Origin of the sequence: Xanthomonas sp. CFBP 8151 (assembly GCF_011761885.1) — a bacterium.
GTDB lineage: Bacteria > Pseudomonadota > Gammaproteobacteria > Xanthomonadales > Xanthomonadaceae > Xanthomonas > Xanthomonas arboricola_B.
The window spans coordinates 735,352-754,658 of the sequence record NZ_JAASQZ010000002.1; the positions used below are offsets into that span (position 1 = coordinate 735,352).

Here is a 19,307-nt window from a genome sequence, read left to right on the forward strand (position 1 = left end):
CGTGCCCCTACCAGTTGCGAAAACGTTTCGGCGGGTCGTACAACCCACCGGACCAGCGCACCAGGTCCTTGACCGTGCGCGCGGCGAGCAGGTCGCGCGTGGCATCGCGTGGACGGATGCCCAGGTCTTCCGGCCGCTTGATGACGCCGCGATCGCGCAGGTTTTCCACCGCGCGTTTGTCGCGGCCCAGGCCGACGGCGGTGTAACCGGACACGCCACGGATGGCCTGCTCGCGCTCTTCGCCGCTGCGGCACAGCAACAGGTTGGCGATGCCTTCTTCGGTCAGCACGTGGCTGACGTCGTCGCCATAGATCATCACCGGCGGCAGCGGCATGTTGGCGCGCTCGGCCAGTTCCCAGGCATCGAGCTTGTCGACGAAGGCCGGCGCCATGTGTTCGCGGAAGGTTTCCACCATCTGCACCACCAGCTTGCGCCCGCGCGGCATCTCGCCGGGGCGCGCCTCCTCGCGCCCGGCCTTGAGCCAGGCGGCGCTGGCGTGCCGGCGGCCGCGCGCATCCGAACCCATGTTGGGCGCGCCGCCGAAACCGGCGATGCGGTCGCGCGTGGCGGTGGAGCTGTTGCCCTGCAGATCGATCTGCAGGGTGGAGCCGATGAACATGTCGCAGGCATACAAACCGGCGGTCTGCGACAACGCGCGATTGGAGCGCATGCTGCCGTCGGCACCGGTAAAGAAGATGTCCGGGCGCGCGGCGATGTAGGCCTCCATGCCCAGTTCCGAGCCGAACGAGTGCACCGAGTGCACGAAGCCCGATTCGATCGCCGGGATCAGCGCCGGGTGCGGATTGAGCGCCCAGTGCCGGCAGATCTTGCCTTTCAGCCCCAGCGATTCGGCGTAGGTGGGCAGCAGCAGTTCGATCGCGGCGGTGTCGAAGCCGATGCCGTGGTTGAGCCGGTCCACGCCGTATTCGGCATAGATGCCCTTGATTGCCATCATCGCCATCAGCACCTGGATCTCGGAGATCTGCGCCGGGTCGCGGGTGAACAGCGGTTCGATGTAGTTGGGCCTGGGTGCCTGGGTGACGAAGTCCACCCAGTCGGCCGGAATATCCACGCGCGGCAGCGTGTCGACGATTTCGTTGACCTGCGCAATCACGATGCCGCCCTTGAACGCGGTGGCCTCCACGATCACCGGGGTGTCTTCGGTATTCGGGCCGGTGTAGAGATTGCCGTGGCGGTCGGCGGCCTGCGCGGTGACCAGCGCGATGCGCGGGGTCAGGTCGATGAAATAGCGGCCGAACAATTCCAGATAGGTGTGGATGGCACCGATCTCGATGCGGCCCTCGCCAACCAGCCCGGCCAGGCGCGCGGCCTGCGGGCCGGAGAACGAGAAATCCAGCCGCTTGGCGATACCGCGCTCGAACACGTCCAGATGCGCGGGCAGCGACAACACCGATTGCACCATATGCAGGTCGTGCACGCGCGCCGGGTCCACCTCGGTGAGGCGGCGCGCCAGGAAGTCGGCCTGCTTCTGGTTATTGCCTTCCAGGCAGACGCGGTCGCCCGGCTCGATCACCGCTTCCAGCAGCGCCACCACGTCGTCGGCGGCCACCACGCGCCCCTGCGGCGCCAGGGCTGCGGCGCGCTGCAGGCGCTGGCGCCGGCTCTCGGCCTGGGTGTCCCACTGTCGACTCATGCGTCTGCCTCACCGGGCAAAGCCCGTAATGTCGAAGTAATTACATCGTAATTATGGAGAGCTGTAGTGTCTAGCCGCGTTGCAGCATGGCCCGCAGGGACAGCCAGGCTGGTCGGCCCGGCAACCGGCAGGTGCTTGCGGGCGATCCCACTTCGATATATCTTTTCGCCATGCTTCGTTATATCGAATGACAGTGCGCTCTCGCCACGACGACTTGCCGAATGAACTCGATCCGTCCCTTGCGCGCAGCGCCACGCGCCGCGGCGGCGGTGCGCGCGCGCGACCACTGGAACATGGCGACCTACGCTTGCTGCTGCTGGCGCTGATCGAGCAACAGCCGCGCCATGGCTATGAGTTGATGCGGCAGATCACTGCGCTGTTCAAAGGCCTCTACACGCCCAGTGCGGGCGCCATCTATCCGGCACTGGCGCAACTCGAAACCGAGGGATGGGTGCAGACCGTGCTGGACGAGGGCCGCAAGCGCTACCAGGTCAGCGCGGCCGGCCGCATGCATGCGGCACAGCACCGCGACGCACTCGATGCGGCGCTGGCGCGCACCCACCGCCGCGCGCGCGCGCTGATCAAGGCGCAGACACCGGCGCCGATTCGCGAGGCCATCCACCGCATCAAGCACGGGCTGTTTGCACGGCACGGGCAATGGACGGATGCAGAAACCACACGCATTGCCGCGCTACTCAACGCCGCCGCTGACGGCATGGAGCACGACGACGGCTGAGTGCGTGTGCTGCTGCAACTCCTAGACAAGCCGATGCCGCCTGATCACCCTTTGCGGTAGTTGCATGTCATCGCAGTGTCGACGTTGTAGGCGCAGTGATGTGCAGCCCCGATGCATGCAGTGTTCTGCGAATTCGTGAGTCTGCAAATTGCCGATCATCGACCTTGCTTATTTTGCAGCGGCGTAGCTGCCTGTTCTGATCGAAATGCAGTCTCAGAGTCAACACACCTTCAGGCGTCGGTAACTGAGCCCCTCTCCCTCGGCAGAGGGATTGGGGTGAGGGTCAAGGGCGAAGCCACGTGTCATTGCAACTGCACGAGGCTTCGCTCGTACCCTCATCCGCCCCTGCGGGGCACCTTCTCCGATGGGAGCAGGGTGGGCAACAACCGCTGTTTTTCGCCAGTCGGCTGGCTAGATCGTCGCATCATCGTTTGCAGTCACTCCCCCGCCGCGCATCTGCGCGCCATATCCAGGAATCGCAGCACAATGGCCATCCACACCCACACCCAACTCCGCCGCGATCCGCGCCTGCGCTCCGTGCAGGTGGTGCGCTGCGAGTCGCTCACCCCGCAGATGCGCCGCATCGTGTTCGGCGGCAGCGAACTTGCCGGCTTTCAGAGCGAGGCACCGGACGATCACGTCAAGCTGTTCTTCCCCAATGCCGATGGCGCCTTCGTGCTGCCGACGATGACGCCGGACGGTCCGCGCTATGCCGAAGGCGCGCTGCCCTCGCCCGGCCGCGATTACACCCCGCGCGCATTCGATCCGCAGAGCGGCGAGCTGAGCATCGACTTCGTGCTGCACGGCGACGGCGTGGCCTCCAGCTGGGCGGCGCAGGCACAGCCCGGCGACACGCTGAAGATCGGTGGCCCGCGCGGCTCGTTCCTGGTTGCCGACGACTACGACCACTACGTGCTGATCGGCGATGAAACCGCGCTGCCCGCGATCGGCCGCTGGCTGGAAGCCATGCCCGCCGACATGCATGCGGAGGTCTTTATCGAAATCGCCGATGCGGCCGAACGCCAGGAGCTGCTCAGCGCCGCCGAGGTGGAGGTGTACTGGCTGGAACGCAACGGCTTCGATGCCGCCAGCAGCACGTTGCTGGAAGACAGCCTGCGCGATTACGAGCCGCACGACGGCGACACGTTCTACTGGATCGGTACCGAATCCATGCGCGCGCGTGCGATGCGCAAGTTTCTCGAAGAGCACATGGGCGTGGACAAGGACTCGGTGCGCGCGAAGGGCTACTGGAAGGCTGAATCAGCCCCGCACTGACGGACAGCACGGCGGTGCTGGGTGCGGGGTTCCACGCAAACGGCAGTTGATCTGTGGCTTTTCCGCAGGGCCCTTGGCCGCCCACCATCGCGGGGCACGCCGCAAGTACGTCCGTGTAGGCTCTTACGCGGCATCCATGCCGCGTAAGGCCCCGCGATGGTGGACGGCCAAGGACCAGTCGAGTCGATCGGTGCGCATGGCTTTCAATAAAACGATCAACAAACTGTCTGGTGCGGTGTGCCCGCCGCTCGCGGGCTCGCGGCGTGTCCCGCGCACGGCGAAGGCACCGCGGGCTCGATCGCAATGCCCATAAAAAAACGGCGCCTCCCACCGAGGTGGAGAGGCGCCGTTTTCTTCAGTCAACAGCCTTAAGCCGGTCGGCGGGCTTTGGCGTTCCGCACATCGGTGCGATCGCTCGCACCGATGCATCGACTGCGCTGCGCCTTACTTGGCAGCAGCGGCGTCACCGGCCTTGGCCTGCAGGGCTTCGGTGGTGATGCGGATCTTCACTTCGTCGCTGACGTTCGGGGCGTACTGGCCCACGCCGAAGTCGGTGCGCTTGATGGTGGCGGTGGCGTCGAAACCGGCTGCCGGCACCTTCTTCATCGGGTGCTCGCCGGCACCGTTGAGGGTGACGTCCAGCACGACCGGCTTGGTCTGATCCTTGATGGTCAGGTCGCCGGTGACGGTCAGCTTGTTGGGGCCGGCCGCTTCGACCTTGGTGCTCTTGAAGGTGGCGGTCGGGAACTTGGCCGCGTCGAAGAAATCACCGCTCTTGAGGTGTTCGTCGAACTTGGCGGTGAAGCTGTTCAGACCAGACAGCGGCAGGGTGACCTGCACGGTGGACTTGGTCACGTCGGCCGCGTCGTACACCAGGGTGCCGTCGACATTGCCGAAGTGCGCGGTCGGGTTGGAGAAGCCGAAGTGGCTCCACTGCGCCAGCACGTCGGTGTGGCTCGGGTCCAGCGTGTAGGTGCCCGAAGCCACTTCCACGGCCGGCGCGGTCGAGGCGGCCGGCGCAGCAGCCGGGGCAGGAGTGGTGGCAGCGGCATCGGCCGGTGCGGTGGCGGCCGGGGTTTCGGTGGCCGGCGCGGCGGCATTGTCGGCCGGCTTGGAGCAGGCGGCGATGGCCAGGGTCAGGGCGAGCGGCAGCAACAGTTTGTGGGTGGTCTTCATTGAAACTCCTTGAGATGAGGGACCGCATTGGATCAACGCGGATGGAACAGACGCAGACGGACGAGGACTGCAGCAAAGCGGAAACGTGCGCCTGGGGCGGATTGGACAAGGCGTACGGTGTTCAGGTGGTGCGGGTGGCGCGCTACGCAGCCGGAGTGTACGTGGCTGCCTGCGTGCCGGAGGGCCCGGCTGCGCGCGCCCGACGGTGCGCGCAGCCGCCGTGTCGGCCGCCGTTACTCGATACGTGCGGCTTCGTCGAAGCTTAGCCGCGGCAGCCGCGCAAACAGCCCGGCCGGATCGCCATAGCCAAGATTGACCAGGAAATTGGACTTGATCGGCGTCCCGGCGAAGAACGCCGCATCCACCTTGGCATTGTCGAAGCCGGACATCGGGCCGGCATCCAGACCCAGCGCACGTGCGGCCAGGATCAGGTAGGCGCCCTGCAGCGAGCTGTTACGGAATGCGCCGGCCGCGCGCCCCTCACGCGGGCCTTCGAACCAGCTCTTGGCGTCGGCATGCGGGAACAGGTATGGCAGCTTTTCGTGAAAATCCTCATCGGAGCCGACGATCACCGTGACCGGCGCGGCCAGCGTCTTGGCGGCATTGGCCTCGGACAGCGCCGGCTTGAGCTTCTGCTTGCCCTCCGGCGTGGCCACGAACACGAAACGCGCCGGCGACCCGTTGGCCGCGGTCGGGCCCCACTTCAGCAGATCGTAGAGCTCGCGCAGCTGCGCTTGGCTGACCGGCCTGTCGAGAAAGGCGTTTTGCGTGCGGGCGGTACGGAACAGCTGATCCAGCGCGGCAGCGTCGAGCGAGTCGGACATGGAAACTCCGGGAAGCAAGGGAATGGGCGACAGTAGGATGCAGCACCGGCGCCAGCGTGAAGACCCGCAGTGTAGAGTGAGGCGATTGCTGCAACACGCGCTCTATCTGAAACAAATCTATGTCGGATCTGAAACGATGGCGCTGACCTGGGCGGTCAGCGACGGCCGCGCCGGCAATGCCCGCCAGGCCGAGGCCTTGGCGCAGGCGCTGCACGCCGCACCGGTCACTGCGCTGCATCTGCAGGCCCGCACGCCGTGGCGCTGGGCCGCACCGCGCCTGTTGCCGGGGGCGCAGGCCGCTTTTGGACCCGGCTTTGCCCGGCAATTGCAGCAGCCGCCGGTGCTGGCGATCGGCTGCGGGCGCCAGGCCGCGCTGGCCACCCGGCTGCTGCGCGCGCGCGGCAGCCGGGTGGTGCAACTGCTGGACCCACGCCTGGACCCGCGCCACTGGGATCTGTTGATCGTGCCCGAGCACGATGGGCTGCGTGGCGCCAACGTGCTCACCCTGCTCGGCAGCCTGCATCCGGTGGACGATGCCTGGCTGGCCGCCGGGCGCGCGGCCTTCGCCGCGCTCGGCGCGCTGCCCGGCCCGCGCGTGGCGCTGTTGATCGGCGGCCCCACCGCGCAGGTGCCCTGGACCACCCAGGCGCTTGCGGCGCTGTGCGCGCAACTGCGCGCGCAGGTGCTCGCGGCCGGCGGCAGCCTGCTGGTCACCACCTCCCGGCGCACCCCATCCGAGGCGATCGCAACGCTGCGCAAGACGCATGCAGGCCTGCCAGGCCTGCTGTGGTGCGACGAGCGCGACGGGCCCAATCCGTACGCCGGCCTGCTGGGCTGGGCCGATGCGATCGTGGCCAGTGCCGACTCGGTCAACCTGCTCTCCGAAGCCTGCGCCACGCGGGCACCGGTGGCAGCGGCGTTTGCCGCACAGGCGCAGGGACGGGTGGCCACGTACCTACGGGCACTGCAGGCGCATGGCCGTCTGTGCGATGCCGGCGATGTCTTGGCAACGCCGTCGCAGCGTCAACCACTGCGCGAAACCCAGCGCATCGCCGCACTGGTGCGTGCGCGCCTGCACGTATGATGGTGCCGCCGCCGATGTCACGCGGCAGACACAAGGACGATGCATCCCCCATGCGACTTGTACACAAACGGCGCGGTTGGCCTGCAGCAGCGCTGTTGCTCGCATCCCTGACGTGCGCACTCCACGCCATCGCTGCGCCGGTGTGCACCCCGCACTATCCGGCGCCCGCCACGCTGGCGGCGATGTTCGACCTGGCCAAATCCACCCAGCAGGCGCTGGACGCAGTGGACGGTGCGCAGGTCGTGCTGTTGGCACGCGGCGGCCAGGACCTGAGCCGCTATGGGTTGAAACACAGCCATCTGGCCTTCGCGTTGCGCGAGGACGACGGCACCTGGCGGGTGAAGCACCTGCTCAACCACTGCAGGTCGGACAACTCCGCGCTGTACCACGAAGGCCTGAGCAACTTCATCGGCGAAAGTGCCCTCGCTGCCGATCTGCGCGTCGGCGTGCCGGCACCGGCGCTGCAGCAGCAACTGCGCACGTTGCTGCAGGATCCGGCCACGCTGGCGCACACGCTGCACGAGGCGCGCTACAGCATGATCGCCTATCCGTTTTCCACCGAGTATCAGAATTCCAACCAGTGGGTGCTCGAAGTGCTGGCGGCTGCATTGGCGGCGACCAATGCAGCAGATGCGACACCTGCGCCGGTGAGCGATCGACGCAGCGCACAGGCCTGGCTCAAGCGCAACGGCTACCAACCCACCCGCCTGCACCTGGACCTGAGCAAGCGCATCGGCGCACGTTTTTTCATCGCCAATGCTGCAGTGACCGACCATCCCGCCAGCGAGCGCCTCTCCGGCAATTATTCGGTGATCACGGTCGAGTCGGTGTTCGACTTCCTGCAGCAGCAACACATGCTGCAGCAGGATCATTCCATTCCACGCAGCGTCACCACGCACGGAGCGTCTCCATGAACATCCCTCTTCGATCTGCCGGCCTTGGGCTGTTGCTGGCCGTCTCGTTTGGCCAGCCGATGCAGGCCAACGCAGGCTTGACCACGATCACCCGCGGCGATGCCTCGGCGATGTCGGCGATCCTGGTGATCTCCGCGCCGTACTTCGTGTCGTTGGCGCTGGGCCATAGTGCGATCGCAGGCTCTGAAGCGCTCAGCGAGGCATCGCACAAGGCCTCGGCCGGGCCGTTGCCGCCGATGCGGGTGAAGTCGGTGGAAAAAACCACCGATGGCGGCTGCCAGGTGCAGTTGCAGGATCCCGCAAAAGCCGAGAACACCGCACTGCTGCGCTGGCCGGCTCGCCAGGACGACCCGACTGCGGGCTTCCACGTTGGCGAGACGGTGAGCTTCCAGCCGAGTCCGGCCGGTGCGGGCTGGACGGTACAGTCGCCACAAGGCCAGGCGCTGGCGTTCGTGCCGACCGCAGAATCGGCTGCGCAGAACAGCAGCACCACCTGGTGATAATGGAAGACGCCGTACGGACACCCGCGGTTGCGATGGGGCGTTGCTGACGGCGCCTCACGTGTACAGGTAAGGTATTGCGCACGGCGTGGGCAGATACATCGGCCATTGTCTACCGAAGTGCAACACCACGTTCGTTGATGACCGCTGCAGTCGGATGACGATCGTCACTGTCTGATCGCCAGCACGCCAGTGCATGATCCTTGCGTGTCTTCCACTGGATCTGCAATGCACCACACGCCGCTGTCGCCCATGCGCATGCTGCTGGCCGCCCTGTTCGCCGGTGCGGCCTTGTGGTTCGGGGTCGGTCTGCAGCCGCCATGGTGGTGGGTGTGGCTGGCGCCGGCGCCGCTGCTGTGGCTGGCCTACACGATCGAGCGCACCGCGCACGCACGTATCGCGGTGCTGATCGCCACCAGCATGGCCGCGACGCACTATGTGCCGTACTTCCGCCTGGCGATGCCGTTGCCTGCGGTGGTAATGGCCGCCTGTGGCATCGCGCTGGTGTGGTATGCGGTGGTGATGGGCGCACGCCGGATCGTGCAGCGCCTGCGCAGCGGCTGGAGCGTACTGGCGTACCCGCTGCTGTGGGTCAGCGCCGATTTGTTGATGGCACGGTTGCTGCCGGACGGTAACTGGGGCAGCCCTGCTTACTCGCAGGCCGATGTGCTGCCTTTGCTGCAACTCACTGCACTGAGCGGCGTGTCCGGGCTGTTGTTTGTGGTGTGTCTGCTGCCCTCGTTGCTGGCGTTGCTGGTGTGGCGTGGCAACGCTGTGCGCCGTCCGCTGCTGATCGTCGCTGCCGTGGCGCTGACCTTGGCCGCAAGCACCGGCTATGGCCTGTGGCGGCTGCAGACGCCGGTCGCCGGCACGCCGCTGCGCATCGGCCTGGCGGCCATCGACGATGCGATCGGCCCGGCGGCTGCACCGGCGTACTGGCAACCGATCCGCAATCGCTACGACGCCTTGATCGGCACGCTCGCCGCGCAGGGTGCGCAGCTGGTGGTGTTGCCGGAAAAGATCGCAGTGCTGCCACCGCAGCAACTGACGCAGTGGCAACAGCACTACAGCGCGCTCGCCCGGCAGCACCGGCTGTGGCTGCTGGTAGGGATTGCCGAACACGGCGCGCAGCCGCGCAACCTTGCCTGGTTGTTCGATCCGCAGGGCGTGCGCGTGGAGAGCTACGAGAAACAGTTTCTCGCCCCGCCCGAGCGCGCGCAGCACTACGCACACGGGCAGGACTACGCCATCCGTCACGTCGATGACCTGCGCTGGGGGCTGGCGATCTGCAAGGACATGCTGTTTGCACGGCTGGCACGCGCCAATGGCCAACGCAACGCCGCACTCATGCTGGTGCCGGCCTGGGACTTGGCCTATCGCGATGCCTGGATGTCGGCGCATATGACCGTGCTGCGTGGCGTGGAGAACGGCTACACCGTGGTGCGTAATGCGCGCGAAGGGCTGTTGATCGTCACCGATGCGTACGGCCGTGCGCAGCTGCAGACCCGGAGCGCGCCGATGCCTGGAACGAGCGCAAGTGTCAGCGCGCTGGTCGCCCCGCAAGTGGCAACGTTGTATACGCAGGTCGGCGATGTCTTCGGTGGCGTGTGCGTGCTTGCGATGTTGGTGCTGGCCCTGGTTGCGCGTCGGCGCACTGGCCTGCATGCGTCAACGCGCGGATAATTCGCGCTGATCGCTCACTGCCGCACCGCCATGTCCGCCCCATCCCCCACCCTGCTCACCCCACTCACCGCGCGCGCATTGGCATGGGCGGTCTTGGCCATGGGCGCGGTGGTGCTGTTGTCCAACATCCTGGTGCAGTACCCGATCAACGCTTGGTTGACCTGGGGTGCGTTCTCATACCCGCTGGCGTTTCTGGTGAGCAACCTGATCAATCGCCGCTTCGGCCCACGCGCGGCGCGCAAGGTCGCCTGGTGCGGCTTTGCGCTGGCGGTGGCGTTGTCGCTCTGGCTGGCCACCCCACGCATCGCGGCGGCCTCGTGCACCGCCTTCATCGCGGCGCAGTTGCTGGATATCAGCGTGTTCGACCGGCTGCGTAGTGGCAATTGGTGGCGTGCGCCGATCGTGGCCACCACCTGCAGCGCCACGCTGGATACGGCGATCTTCTGGAGCATCGCCTTTGCCGGCGTCGGGCTGCCATGGATCAGCTGGGCGGCCGGCGACCTGGCGGTGAAGCTGGGCATGGGCGTGTTCCTGCTCGGCCCGTTCCGCGCACTGCTGTGGCGCAGTGCGCCGCGCCCCCACGGCTGACCGGCGCGCCTACGCACCGGCAACCAGGCCAAAGACAGGCGCGGTGAATGGAGGCGATTCCAACGCGCCTGCACGTCTGCCAGCCCGGTCTGCGCGCCACACTCGCCTCGCATCGCAACGCCCGGGTACCGGCCGACCAAGGCTACAGCGCTGCCACATCCTTGCCGACCGGAAACGCCAGTCCTTGCGCGTGTGCGGTGGTGAAGATGCTGTGCCGTGCCTGCTGGATGGCCGGGGTCGGAGCGATCAACCGCGGCCGGCGATCCAGGGTGCAACTCAGGCCCGCTTCCACCAGCGCGGCGTGGGCCTGATGCAGCGGTGCTGCACTCTCTGCCGGTAGCCACTGCGCCCGTACCAGCGCATCGATCAAGGCGGGCGTGGCGCAGGCCGGCAGCAACTCAGGGTGCTGTGCGGCCTGGCCGAGCACGCCGGCCTGCAGGACGAATTCCAGATCGACCAGGCCGCCGGCGCCCTGCTTGAGATCCAGCCGTGCCGCATCGCTGCGATCCAGTTCGCTGCGCATGCGCGCGCGCATCTTGCGTACGTCCTCGTGCAGCACTGCTGTGTCGCGCACGCGTGTCAGCGTGTCGGCACGCACCTGCGCGAAGGCCGCGCAGAGCGCGGCATCGCCGGCCACCGCACGCGCGCGCACCAGCGCCTGATGCTCCCAGGTCCAGGCGCGCTCGCGCTGGTAGTCGCGGTAGCTGGCCAGCGAGGACACCAATGCGCCCTTGCCGCCGTCCGGGCGCAGCCGCACATCGATATCGTAGAGACGGCCGGCGCCGGTCTCGGCAGCCAGCAAGGTCATCACCTTCTGCGCCAGCCGCGCAAACCAGCGCCCGGCGTCCAATGGTCGTTTGCCATCGGACGCCTCCACTTGCTGCGGGTGATCGTAGAGAAACACCAGATCCAGGTCCGAACCGAAGCCCAGTTCCAGGCCGCCCAGACTGCCGTAGCCGATGATGGCGAACGCACCGCCCGGCACCTGCCCGTGCGCGGCGATCAGTTCGCGACGCGCCAGCTGCAGCACCGTCTGCACCACCGCTTCGGCCAGCCAGGCCAGTTGCCGGGTGCTGTCCACGGCCTGCTGGCGGCCATCGAGCGTGGCCAGTGCGACGCGGAAGCTCAGCGCGAGCCGGCGCTCGTTGAGTTCGCGCAGGGCCGCTTCGGTATCCTCGATCTGCAAGGTGCCCAGGCACGCAGCGTGCAACGCGTCGCGGTCGGGCAATGGACCGCTGATGCGGGTGTCGAGCAGTTCGTCCAGCAGCAGCGGATACGCAGCCAGGCGCTCGGCCAGCAAGGCGCTGCGCGAGAGCACATCGACCAGGCGTGCGAGGGCGCTGGGTTGTTCGTCCAGCAAGGCCAGATAGCTGGTGCGGCGCAAGGTGGATTGCAACAGGCCAAGCATGCGGCGCACGGCGGCATCCGGTTGGCTGGCGCGGGTGGCCGCATGCAGCAGCGCCGGCATGACGCGGTCCAGCCGCGCGCATGCGGTATCGGAGAGCGCGCGCACGCCGGAAGACTGGGCAAAATCGGCCAGCACCTGATGCGCACCGCCGGGATCGTGCAATCCAATGCCGGCCAACGGCGCGGCATCGCCTCCCGGCAAGGCGCGCCAGTAATCGGCAAGTGCGTCGGGCGCGGTGGCGCGCACGCGTGGTGCCAGCAACTCGGCAAACTCGGCAGCAACGCGCGCGCGTTGCGGAGCGAGTGCCTGCAGCAGCGCCGGCCAATCCGCATAACCCAGGCCCAGCGCGATGCGTTCGCGATCCAGCGGTGCCTGCGGCAAGGCATGGGTCTGTGCGTCGCGCAACATCTGCAGACGATTTTCGAGCCGGCGCAAGAAGCGATACGCCTCGGTCAATGCATGCCCGTTGTCCGCATCGATCTGGCCTGCCGCCACCAGCGCCTGCAAGGCAGGCAGCAGGCGACGCTGGCGCAGGCTCGGCTCGCGCCCACCGCGGATCAGCTGCAGCGATTGCGCCAGGAACTCGATCTCGCGGATGCCGCCCGGCCCGCGCTTGATGTCGTCCAGACGATCGTGGCGGGCGACTTCGGCAGTGATCGCCGCCTTCATCTCGCGCAAGCCGTCCAGCGCGGTGAAGTCCAGATAACGCCGGTAGACGAAGGGGCGCAGCGTTTCCAGCCAGGCTTCGCCGGCGTCGATATCGCCGGCCACCGCGCGCGCCTTGAGCCAGGCATAACGCTCCCAATCGCGCCCTTCGCGCTGGAAGTACTGGTCCATGCCGGTGAACGACAGGGCCACGCGCCCGGCCGTGCCGAACGGACGCAGGCGCAGATCCACGCGATGGCTGAATCCATCGGCGGTGGTTTCGTCGAGCAGCTTGGCCAGCTGTTGGCCCAGACGCGCAAAATATTCCTCCGCTGCCAGCGGGCGGGCACCATCGGACTGGCCACCCTGCGGATACGCATAGACCAGATCCACATCCGAGGAAAAATTCAGCTCGCCGCCACCGAGCTTGCCCAGCCCGAACACCACCAGCCGCTGCACGCTGCCGTCTTCGGCAATCACCTGGCCGTGGCGGTCGCGGAATTGCTGCTCCAGCGCCTGCAGCCCGCATTGCAGGCAGGTTTCGGCCAGGCGGGTGGCACCGGCCAGGGTGGCATCGACGCTGTCCAGATCGAGCACGTCGCGCCAGACCAGGCGCGCGGATTCCGCACTGCGGTAGCACCGCAACTGCGCCGCCCAGGCCTGGGGCTGTGCGGGGCCGAGCACCGGAAGTGGCAGCGGCGGTGGATCCGGCTGCGCCAGGTGCTGCAGCAAGGCCGGCTGACGCGCCAAGGTATCGAGCGCAAACTCGCTGGCAAGCGCAACCTGTTCGAGTTGCCGATCGAAGTCATCGCCCGGCCAGCGCTGGTCGGCCGGCACGGCATGACGGACACGCGCCACAGTCCGCTCGATCAGGGCGGTAAGCGCAGGAGACACGGATGGGGTAGGCAGCGACATGCGCCGATTCTGGCATCCCTGCACGATAGCGGCACGTGCATGCGGGCGATCCAGCGGTGTCTAGAGACAGCAATACAACTACTGGGTTCAACGCCGCCCTGCGTGTGGCCCCATCAGCACGCGGTCATATCGGCGGGCGTGATGTCCTCGCTGGTTGTGGGCTTCTTGGCCGCATGGATGCCACCGTGGGACCTGCACGGATGATTTACGACGGATCCCAAAAGTGGCGAAGGCATCGCGCGTTGAAACAGCGTCGGGGCTCGAAAGCCGGCTGTCTTGAGCTCAGGTTGGGCAAGGTGGATAAGCAGCGGCAACGCATGTGATCTGTGGCTTCCTTGCAGGGCCCTTGCCCGCCCACCATCCCAGGACACGCCGCAAGTACGTCCTTGTAGGTTCTGGCGCGGCATCCATGCCGCGTAAGGTCCCGCGACGGTAGGCGGGCAAGGACCTAGCGAGATGGTCGGTGTGCATGGTTGCAAATGGTGCATGCGGTGCACGATGTGCGCTGGTTGGATCACTCGGCATTCGCCCAACTTTCACCATTTCTCGATCGCAAGCCGAGCGGCAGACAAACCTCCAACACGCAACCTGTAAACGTCTCGTCTGCGACGCAGGCCGAGTCACACGCTTTCAGGAAAGCAGCCGACCAACTGTCTGGTGCGGTGGCCTCGCCGGTTGCGGGACCGTGTGGCGGCATGGATGCCGCCACCGAGCCCCCAGGGATGGGTTCACGGCGTGTCCCGCGAGCGGTGAGGGCACCGCGCACTCGACGAGCTGAGCTTTTGATTCAAGCATCCGATCGCGGCTGCACAACCTCACCGTTCTCGGTCTCGACTGTTTTGTGCGTTGTGTATCAGGGCTTGGAAAGTGCGGATGGACCAGTTGTAGCGCGGCGGATCTGCAGCCTGGTGGGCGGGCAAGGACCAGTCAAGCTGGCCGGTGTGTGTGGCCTTCAAACGACAGCAAACTACAGCACGTGCCAACCCATCACGCCGCATGCGATGCAGCCCAGCAGCATTGCTAGCCACGCACTCCAGCGCGGCGCATACGCCAGGCCCAGCGCCGCCCACAGTGCGGCCACGCTGACAAACCCCAGCCACAACACCGTGCCCACTGTGCCGCCCCAAGCGAGCACGCATAGCATCAGCGCGGCGATCAACAGACAGACAGCCAGCGCACGCAGCCACCATCGCTGCGCGACCGGCGCAGTGCGGCGGCCGGTGAGCTGCTCGTAATGGCGATGCATCGCCACGGCCAGGGCCATCATTGCGGCGTGGCAGAGCGCGGTGCCTAGCAGCGCGGCAATCAGCCCGTCCATGGCGGATGTCCCAACGACCAGCTCGCACCACTCAGCGCGGCAATGCCCACGCCCAGCCAGCCCCACATGCGCAATGCACTGCGCGCACGAAACATCCACAACACGACGACGGTGTAACTGGCGAAGCTCAGCAAGGTCGTGCTCAGCACCGACACCGCGGGCGACACGCCCGCAAACCGCCACAGCAGCTGCGCCAGCACACTGCAGCCGGTGGAGGTCAGCGCATAGCCGCCGACACTGGCAGCGAGCACGCGACCGGCAACCGACCAGCGGTAGCGCGTCACCGATGCGGTGCGCGAAGACCGCTTCACAACCCGTCCATTGCGGCTGCGGCACCACGCCCGGTGCGTGCCGGTACCGGTCGCGCGGCGCTGCGATGCGCCCGATACGCCGCGTAAGCAAATGCAACGCCGAAGACGAGCGAGACCAGCTCGACCCCGGCGCGCTGCAGGTCGCCGGCAGCCAGATACACGCCCAGATGCTGCCCGGTGGTGACCGCATTGAGCAGCGGCAAGCCGACACACAGCAGCGCGGTCATCGCCAGTTGCTCCACCCATGCACGCGCGGGTGGGCGCAGCAGCGCATGCAGCAGCGTGGCTGCCCATACCCACAGGAATGCGTGGATTTCGATCTGGCTGCGCTCGGCCTGCGCGGCCGGCACCAGGCGGTTGGCATAGAAATACGCAATGCTTGCCAATGCGGTTCCCGCAAGCGCGGCGACATTGAGCGCTTCCACCACCCGATATATACCGGCGATGGCCGTGCCGAACTCCTGCTCGCTACGCCGACGCCGCTTGATCGAAAACAGCAAGGTGCCGGTAGCCATCATCAAGGTGCCGGCCAGGCCGCAGATGAAATACAGCCATTTGCTGGTCCAGCCGCCGAAACCGGCCACGTGCAGGGTCTTGATGACCTCTTCCACATCCTGCGCGTGCAGGTCCGTGCGCGCGGCATCTGCGTGCTGCTCCAGCAGCGCACCGCTGGTCGCGTCGAACAGCACGCTGCTGGCTGGATTGAGCAGGCGCCGCGAGCTGCCGGTCTCTGCCACGCCCGCGACCACGCGCAGCTTGCTGCCGGGTTGATCGGGCCGCTCGATCACCAGCGTTTGCGCGGGTGCTCCGTTGAGCGAGTCTGCACGCTGCACCAGCTCCGGCAGATAGGCGGGCACGCGATTGACTGCGGTTCCGTCCGCGCTGGTCGCAGGCACTGCCGGCGACAATTCATCGGCATAACGCGTGTACGCGTCCTCGTCGCTGCCATACAGCGCGTGCAATGGCGCGGGCATGTAGCTGGTGGAGAAATACGCCAGGCCGGTGTAGACGATCATCAGCAAAAACGGCAGCGTCAGCACCGCCGTGGCGTTGTGCGCGTCCAGCCACGAACGCTGGCCCTTACCCGGGCGGAAGGTGAAGAAATCCAGAAAGATCCGCTTGTGCACGATCACCCCGGACACCAGCGCGATCAGCCCGCACAGCGACACCCAACCCACCAGCCAGTACCCGGGAATGCCGCCGTGCAAGGTGTAGTGGAAGCTCATGAAATGCCGGCCGCCTTCGGTCTGGCGGCCCCACGGAGACGGCAGCAGCTCGCCGCTCCCGGGGTCCAATGACGCCTGCTCCTGGCCATTTGGCGTCCGCCAGAACAGCGTCAGCGCCTCACCCGGATGCGCGGGCAAGGTGATCCGCCACAGGCGCGCCTGTGGCGCAAGTTGATGCAGCTGCGCCAGTGCACGCGGCACCAGCGCTGCTTCCGACAGGACCGTCTGCATACTTGCACTCGGCAAGGCCGGTGTGGCCTGCATCCAGCTGGTGATCGGATCGCGAAACACGCTGAGCGTGCCGGCCAGGAAGATCGCGCACAGCAACCAGCCGCAGCTCAGGCCGCACCAGGTATGCAGCCAGGCCATGCTTTGGCGAAAGCCATCTTTCATCCGACACGCGCCATGCACCACCGCAGCGCTGGTACCCGCATCACAACGCGCCGCGCAGGGTCACCATCACATTGCGTGGTTCGCCGTAATAGCGCCCGTTAACGAAGCTCGACAAGGTGTTGTAGTAGTGCTTGTCGAATACGTTGTTGAGATTGACCGCCACCGACCATTGCCGGTTGACCTGGTACCGCGCCAATGCATTCCAGACCGCACGCCCCTGGATCGGCGCGGTGGCGGTGCCGATCTGCCGATACGCCGCGCTCTGCGCGCTGACACCGCCACCGACGGTGACGTCCTGCAGCGCGCCCGGCAGACGGTAGGTGGTCCATACCCGCAGCAAATGCTTGGGCGTATAGCTGTTGAAGGTCTGGCCCTGGCTGCTGACATCCTGCAGATAGGTGGTGCGGTTGAAGGTGTAACCGGCAAACACGTTGCAGTCGCGCAGCACCTCGCCGCTGACTTCGGCATCGAACCCGCGGCTACGCACCTTGCCGCTGTCGATGTAGCAGAAATCGTTGTTGCGGCAGGTGGGGCTGGTGGTCAGGTCGGCCTGGGCGCGATTCTTCTGATCGATCTGGAACAGCGCAAACGCGCTATTGATGCGCCCGCCCAGCCACTCCCCCTTGACGCCCAGCTCGTAGTTGGCGCCGGTCATCGGCTTGAGCATCTCGCCGGCTTCGGTCTGCGCGTTCTGCGGCTGGAAGATGTCCGCATAACTGGCGTAGGCCGACCAGGTCGGGCTCAAGGCGTACACCAGGCCGGCATACGGCGTGACCTGCCCGGTTTCGCGGGTGTGCTCGATCGATTGCGACGGCGACAGCCCGGTGGTGGTGGTGTTCCACAGGGTGTCATGCCAGCTCACGCGGGTGCCGACGATGGCCCGCAACGGATCCGTCAGCTGCCAACGCAGTGCGCCGTACAAGCCGAACTCGCGCGAGGTGCCATGCCGGGCCTCGCGTGCATTGGCGAAGATTTCCGCATCGCTGATCGCCCGCACATTGCGCTGCAGATTGAACACATTGAAGGTCTGGACGTTGTTCTTGTTGCCGTAGACCGTATCCACGGTGGTCTCGGCAAAGTTGCTGCCGATCACCAACTCGTGCCTGCGTCCCAGTGCATTGAAATGCCCGATCACATTGGCGTCGAAGCCGAAGACGTCCGCATCGGAAATGGTGCGCGCGGCCAGCAACGCGCCGGTGCCGTTGGCCGGATTGATCGCGCGGCTGGAGCTGGCAAATTTCAGATCGTGCAGCTCGCGCACCTGCACCGCACTGAGCTTGAACACCCAGTCGGCATTGAAGCGATGGTCCAGGTCCAGATACAGCCCGCGATTGGACGAGGACTGCCGGTTCCATGCCGCACCCAGATTGGTCTGGCGCGGCAGGCCGATATCGCGGCCATCGCTGAAACTGGGCAGACCGCCGAAGAACGGCCGGCCTTCCACCTGTTCGTAGCTCACGCCCAGGCTGAGCTGGGTCTGTGGCGAGAGCGTGTAATCGAGCGTGCCGTAGTAGGTGGGTGTGCGGCGCGTGACCCCATCGACGAACGAGCGCTGGTCCTGGTAATCGATCACCCCGCGCGCGCGCAATGCGCCATCGGCGGTGAGGTTGGCGCTGCCATCGATCAGCGCACCGTAGCGGTCCCAGCTGCCGCCCTGCACCATCACGCTCACGCCCGGCGCATCCAGCGCACGCTTGCGCACCAGGTTCACCGCACCGCCGGGGTTGCCCGCGCCCTGCAGCAGGCCGGCCGCACCGCGCAGCACTTCGGCGCGATCGTAGATGCCCATGTTGGCGCTGTAGTTGCTCGCACGGCCATACATGCCGCGATTGAGCGGCACGCCGTCGTACTGCACCGTGGTGATGTCGAACCCGCGCGAATAGATGTACTTGCCGCCCTGCGGGCTCTGCACGATGGTGATGCCGGTGGTGCTGGCCAGCGCGTCGTAGACCGAGATGATGTTCTGCTCGTCCATCAACTGACGGGTGACCACGCTGATCGACTGCGGGATGTCCTTGAGCGACTGCTCGCCGCGGCCGATGCTGACCGCACGCGCGGTATAGCTGCCGGTGCCGCTGGTGGTCGCACTGCGGTTGGCCTGCGCGGTCACCTTGACGGTGGGCAGCAGCCACGCGTCCACCCCGCTGTTGCTCGCGCTCGGCTGCGGCGCGGCGCGCAGCACGTAGCCGCCGGTCTGCAACGGGACGGCCTGCAAGCCGCTGCCAGCCAGCAGCGCAGCCAGGGCGGCCGATGCGGTGTAGCTGCCATCCAGGCCGGCGGTGGTCTTGCCGTCGGTCTGCGCGGCGGTGAAGCTCAGCAACAGGTTGGCCGAACCGGCCAGCTCACGCAGCGCCGGCGCCAACGGGCCGGCGGGAATGCGATAGGCCTGGCGTGCCTCCTGCGTGGCAGGCGCGGCCTGGGCGATTGCATCGGGCACCCCCGCATACAAGGCCAGGCTGCAGAGCGCAACCGCCACGGCCGTGCCGAGCGGCCGCTGCACGGCCTGTACCAGGGTATTGCGCTGCAACGACGAAGAGGAAAGGTGGCCGCGGCGGCGGGCAGTGATCGACATGCTGTTCCCACAAAGGTTTGGTGTCGCACTGACACCGTCATTGGGGAGGTGCCACAACGGCGGCGATCGGGCAGCCCGGATGCAA

The 19,307-nt window shown here is 66.7% G+C and carries 15 protein-coding genes; 7 read left to right on the forward strand and 8 right to left on the reverse strand.

Annotated features, from left to right (window positions below; genetic code table 11):
- Positions 1-7: 7 nt before the first annotated feature.
- A complete protein-coding gene (gene mdcA / locus FHT08_RS11075; RefSeq protein ID WP_166775109.1) occupies positions 8-1,654 on the reverse strand; it encodes a malonate decarboxylase subunit alpha in 1,647 nt (548 codons plus the stop codon).
- 187 nt (positions 1,655-1,841) lie between these two features.
- Between mdcA and FHT08_RS11080 the strand changes: the two genes are divergently transcribed.
- Positions 1,842-2,390: a PadR family transcriptional regulator gene (locus tag FHT08_RS11080; protein WP_104606240.1), complete on the forward strand. Its 549-nt coding sequence runs from the start codon at positions 1,842-1,844 to the stop codon at positions 2,388-2,390.
- Positions 2,391-2,876: 486 nt separating this feature from the next.
- Complete coding sequence (locus tag FHT08_RS11085) at positions 2,877-3,665, forward strand: siderophore-interacting protein (protein ID WP_166775110.1); 789 nt, start codon at positions 2,877-2,879, stop codon at positions 3,663-3,665.
- 444 nt (positions 3,666-4,109) lie between these two features.
- On the opposite strand, the gene FHT08_RS11090 is transcribed toward FHT08_RS11085, so the two are convergent.
- Positions 4,110-4,841 (reverse strand): YceI family protein, encoded by a 732-nt coding sequence (locus FHT08_RS11090; protein ID WP_104606242.1) that lies wholly within the window; start codon positions 4,839-4,841, stop codon positions 4,110-4,112.
- Between the two features lie 233 nt (positions 4,842-5,074).
- Positions 5,075-5,665: a malonic semialdehyde reductase gene (locus FHT08_RS11095; protein ID WP_104606243.1), complete on the reverse strand. Its 591-nt coding sequence runs from the start codon at positions 5,663-5,665 to the stop codon at positions 5,075-5,077.
- A gap of 136 nt (positions 5,666-5,801) precedes the next feature.
- Between FHT08_RS11095 and FHT08_RS11100 the strand changes: the two genes are divergently transcribed.
- The 5 genes from FHT08_RS11100 (at position 5,802) to FHT08_RS11120 (ending at position 10,434) form a co-directional block, all read left to right on the forward strand.
- Positions 5,802-6,749, forward strand: a complete 948-nt coding sequence (locus tag FHT08_RS11100; RefSeq protein ID WP_166775111.1) for an ELM1/GtrOC1 family putative glycosyltransferase — start codon at positions 5,802-5,804, stop codon at positions 6,747-6,749.
- Positions 6,750-6,799: 50 nt separating this feature from the next.
- Positions 6,800-7,663: a DUF2145 domain-containing protein gene (locus FHT08_RS11105; protein WP_104606244.1), complete on the forward strand. Its 864-nt coding sequence runs from the start codon at positions 6,800-6,802 to the stop codon at positions 7,661-7,663.
- Positions 7,660-8,163, forward strand: coding sequence for a hypothetical protein (locus FHT08_RS11110; protein ID WP_104538672.1), 504 nt, complete (start codon positions 7,660-7,662; stop codon positions 8,161-8,163). The genes FHT08_RS11105 and FHT08_RS11110 overlap by 4 nt, the downstream gene beginning before the upstream one ends.
- Before the next feature lie 228 nt (positions 8,164-8,391).
- Positions 8,392-9,846 carry a carbon-nitrogen hydrolase family protein gene (locus FHT08_RS11115; protein WP_166775112.1) on the forward strand — a complete coding sequence of 485 codons (1,455 nt, stop codon included), beginning with the start codon at positions 8,392-8,394 and terminating at the stop codon, positions 9,844-9,846.
- 30 nt (positions 9,847-9,876) lie between these two features.
- The gene (locus FHT08_RS11120) at positions 9,877-10,434 is read left to right on the forward strand and encodes a VUT family protein (protein ID WP_166775113.1); all 558 of its coding nucleotides are present in this window, start codon (positions 9,877-9,879) and stop codon (positions 10,432-10,434) included.
- A gap of 142 nt (positions 10,435-10,576) precedes the next feature.
- Here FHT08_RS11120 and glnE read toward each other — a convergent pair whose 3' ends face one another.
- The 5 genes from glnE to FHT08_RS11150 all read right to left on the reverse strand — a co-directional run bounded on the left by glnE (position 10,577) and on the right by FHT08_RS11150 (position 19,222).
- Positions 10,577-13,402 (reverse strand): bifunctional [glutamate--ammonia ligase]-adenylyl-L-tyrosine phosphorylase/[glutamate--ammonia-ligase] adenylyltransferase, encoded by a 2,826-nt coding sequence (gene glnE, locus FHT08_RS11125; RefSeq protein WP_166775114.1) that lies wholly within the window; start codon positions 13,400-13,402, stop codon positions 10,577-10,579.
- 967 nt (positions 13,403-14,369) lie between these two features.
- Positions 14,370-14,720, reverse strand: a complete 351-nt coding sequence (locus FHT08_RS11135; protein ID WP_166775116.1) for a DUF3325 domain-containing protein — start codon at positions 14,718-14,720, stop codon at positions 14,370-14,372.
- Positions 14,708-15,031 carry a hypothetical protein gene (locus tag FHT08_RS11140; RefSeq protein WP_104538678.1) on the reverse strand — a complete coding sequence of 108 codons (324 nt, stop codon included), beginning with the start codon at positions 15,029-15,031 and terminating at the stop codon, positions 14,708-14,710. Before FHT08_RS11140 ends, FHT08_RS11135 begins: the two co-directional genes overlap by 13 nt.
- The gene (locus FHT08_RS11145; RefSeq protein ID WP_243849015.1) at positions 15,028-16,626 is read right to left on the reverse strand and encodes a PepSY-associated TM helix domain-containing protein; all 1,599 of its coding nucleotides are present in this window, start codon (positions 16,624-16,626) and stop codon (positions 15,028-15,030) included. Before FHT08_RS11145 ends, FHT08_RS11140 begins: the two co-directional genes overlap by 4 nt.
- Positions 16,627-16,690: 64 nt before the next feature.
- Positions 16,691-19,222: a TonB-dependent siderophore receptor gene (locus tag FHT08_RS11150; protein ID WP_166775118.1), complete on the reverse strand. Its 2,532-nt coding sequence runs from the start codon at positions 19,220-19,222 to the stop codon at positions 16,691-16,693.
- Positions 19,223-19,307 lie beyond the last annotated feature (85 nt).

What these genes read in the sequence shown, in the direction of transcription:
- FHT08_RS11080 (WP_104606240.1), top strand. Translation starts at nt 1,842, where the DNA reads ATGACAGTGCGCTCTCGCCACGACGACTTGCCGAATGAACTCGATCCG.
- FHT08_RS11115 (WP_166775112.1), top strand. Translation starts at nt 8,392, where the DNA reads ATGCACCACACGCCGCTGTCGCCCATGCGCATGCTGCTGGCCGCCCTG.
- FHT08_RS11090 (WP_104606242.1), bottom strand. Translation starts at nt 4,841, where the DNA reads ATGAAGACCACCCACAAACTGTTGCTGCCGCTCGCCCTGACCCTGGCC.
- FHT08_RS11120 (WP_166775113.1), top strand. Translation starts at nt 9,877, where the DNA reads ATGTCCGCCCCATCCCCCACCCTGCTCACCCCACTCACCGCGCGCGCA.
- FHT08_RS11150 (WP_166775118.1), bottom strand. Translation starts at nt 19,222, where the DNA reads ATGTCGATCACTGCCCGCCGCCGCGGCCACCTTTCCTCTTCGTCGTTG.
- FHT08_RS11110 (WP_104538672.1), top strand. Translation starts at nt 7,660, where the DNA reads ATGAACATCCCTCTTCGATCTGCCGGCCTTGGGCTGTTGCTGGCCGTC.
- FHT08_RS11105 (WP_104606244.1), top strand. Translation starts at nt 6,800, where the DNA reads ATGCGACTTGTACACAAACGGCGCGGTTGGCCTGCAGCAGCGCTGTTG.
- FHT08_RS11095 (WP_104606243.1), bottom strand. Translation starts at nt 5,665, where the DNA reads ATGTCCGACTCGCTCGACGCTGCCGCGCTGGATCAGCTGTTCCGTACC.
- mdcA (WP_166775109.1), bottom strand. Translation starts at nt 1,654, where the DNA reads ATGAGTCGACAGTGGGACACCCAGGCCGAGAGCCGGCGCCAGCGCCTG.
- glnE (WP_166775114.1), bottom strand. Translation starts at nt 13,402, where the DNA reads ATGTCGCTGCCTACCCCATCCGTGTCTCCTGCGCTTACCGCCCTGATC.
- FHT08_RS11100 (WP_166775111.1), top strand. Translation starts at nt 5,802, where the DNA reads ATGGCGCTGACCTGGGCGGTCAGCGACGGCCGCGCCGGCAATGCCCGC.
- FHT08_RS11085 (WP_166775110.1), top strand. Translation starts at nt 2,877, where the DNA reads ATGGCCATCCACACCCACACCCAACTCCGCCGCGATCCGCGCCTGCGC.
- FHT08_RS11135 (WP_166775116.1), bottom strand. Translation starts at nt 14,720, where the DNA reads ATGGACGGGCTGATTGCCGCGCTGCTAGGCACCGCGCTCTGCCACGCC.
- FHT08_RS11145 (WP_243849015.1), bottom strand. Translation starts at nt 16,626, where the DNA reads ATGGCCTGGCTGCATACCTGGTGCGGCCTGAGCTGCGGCTGGTTGCTG.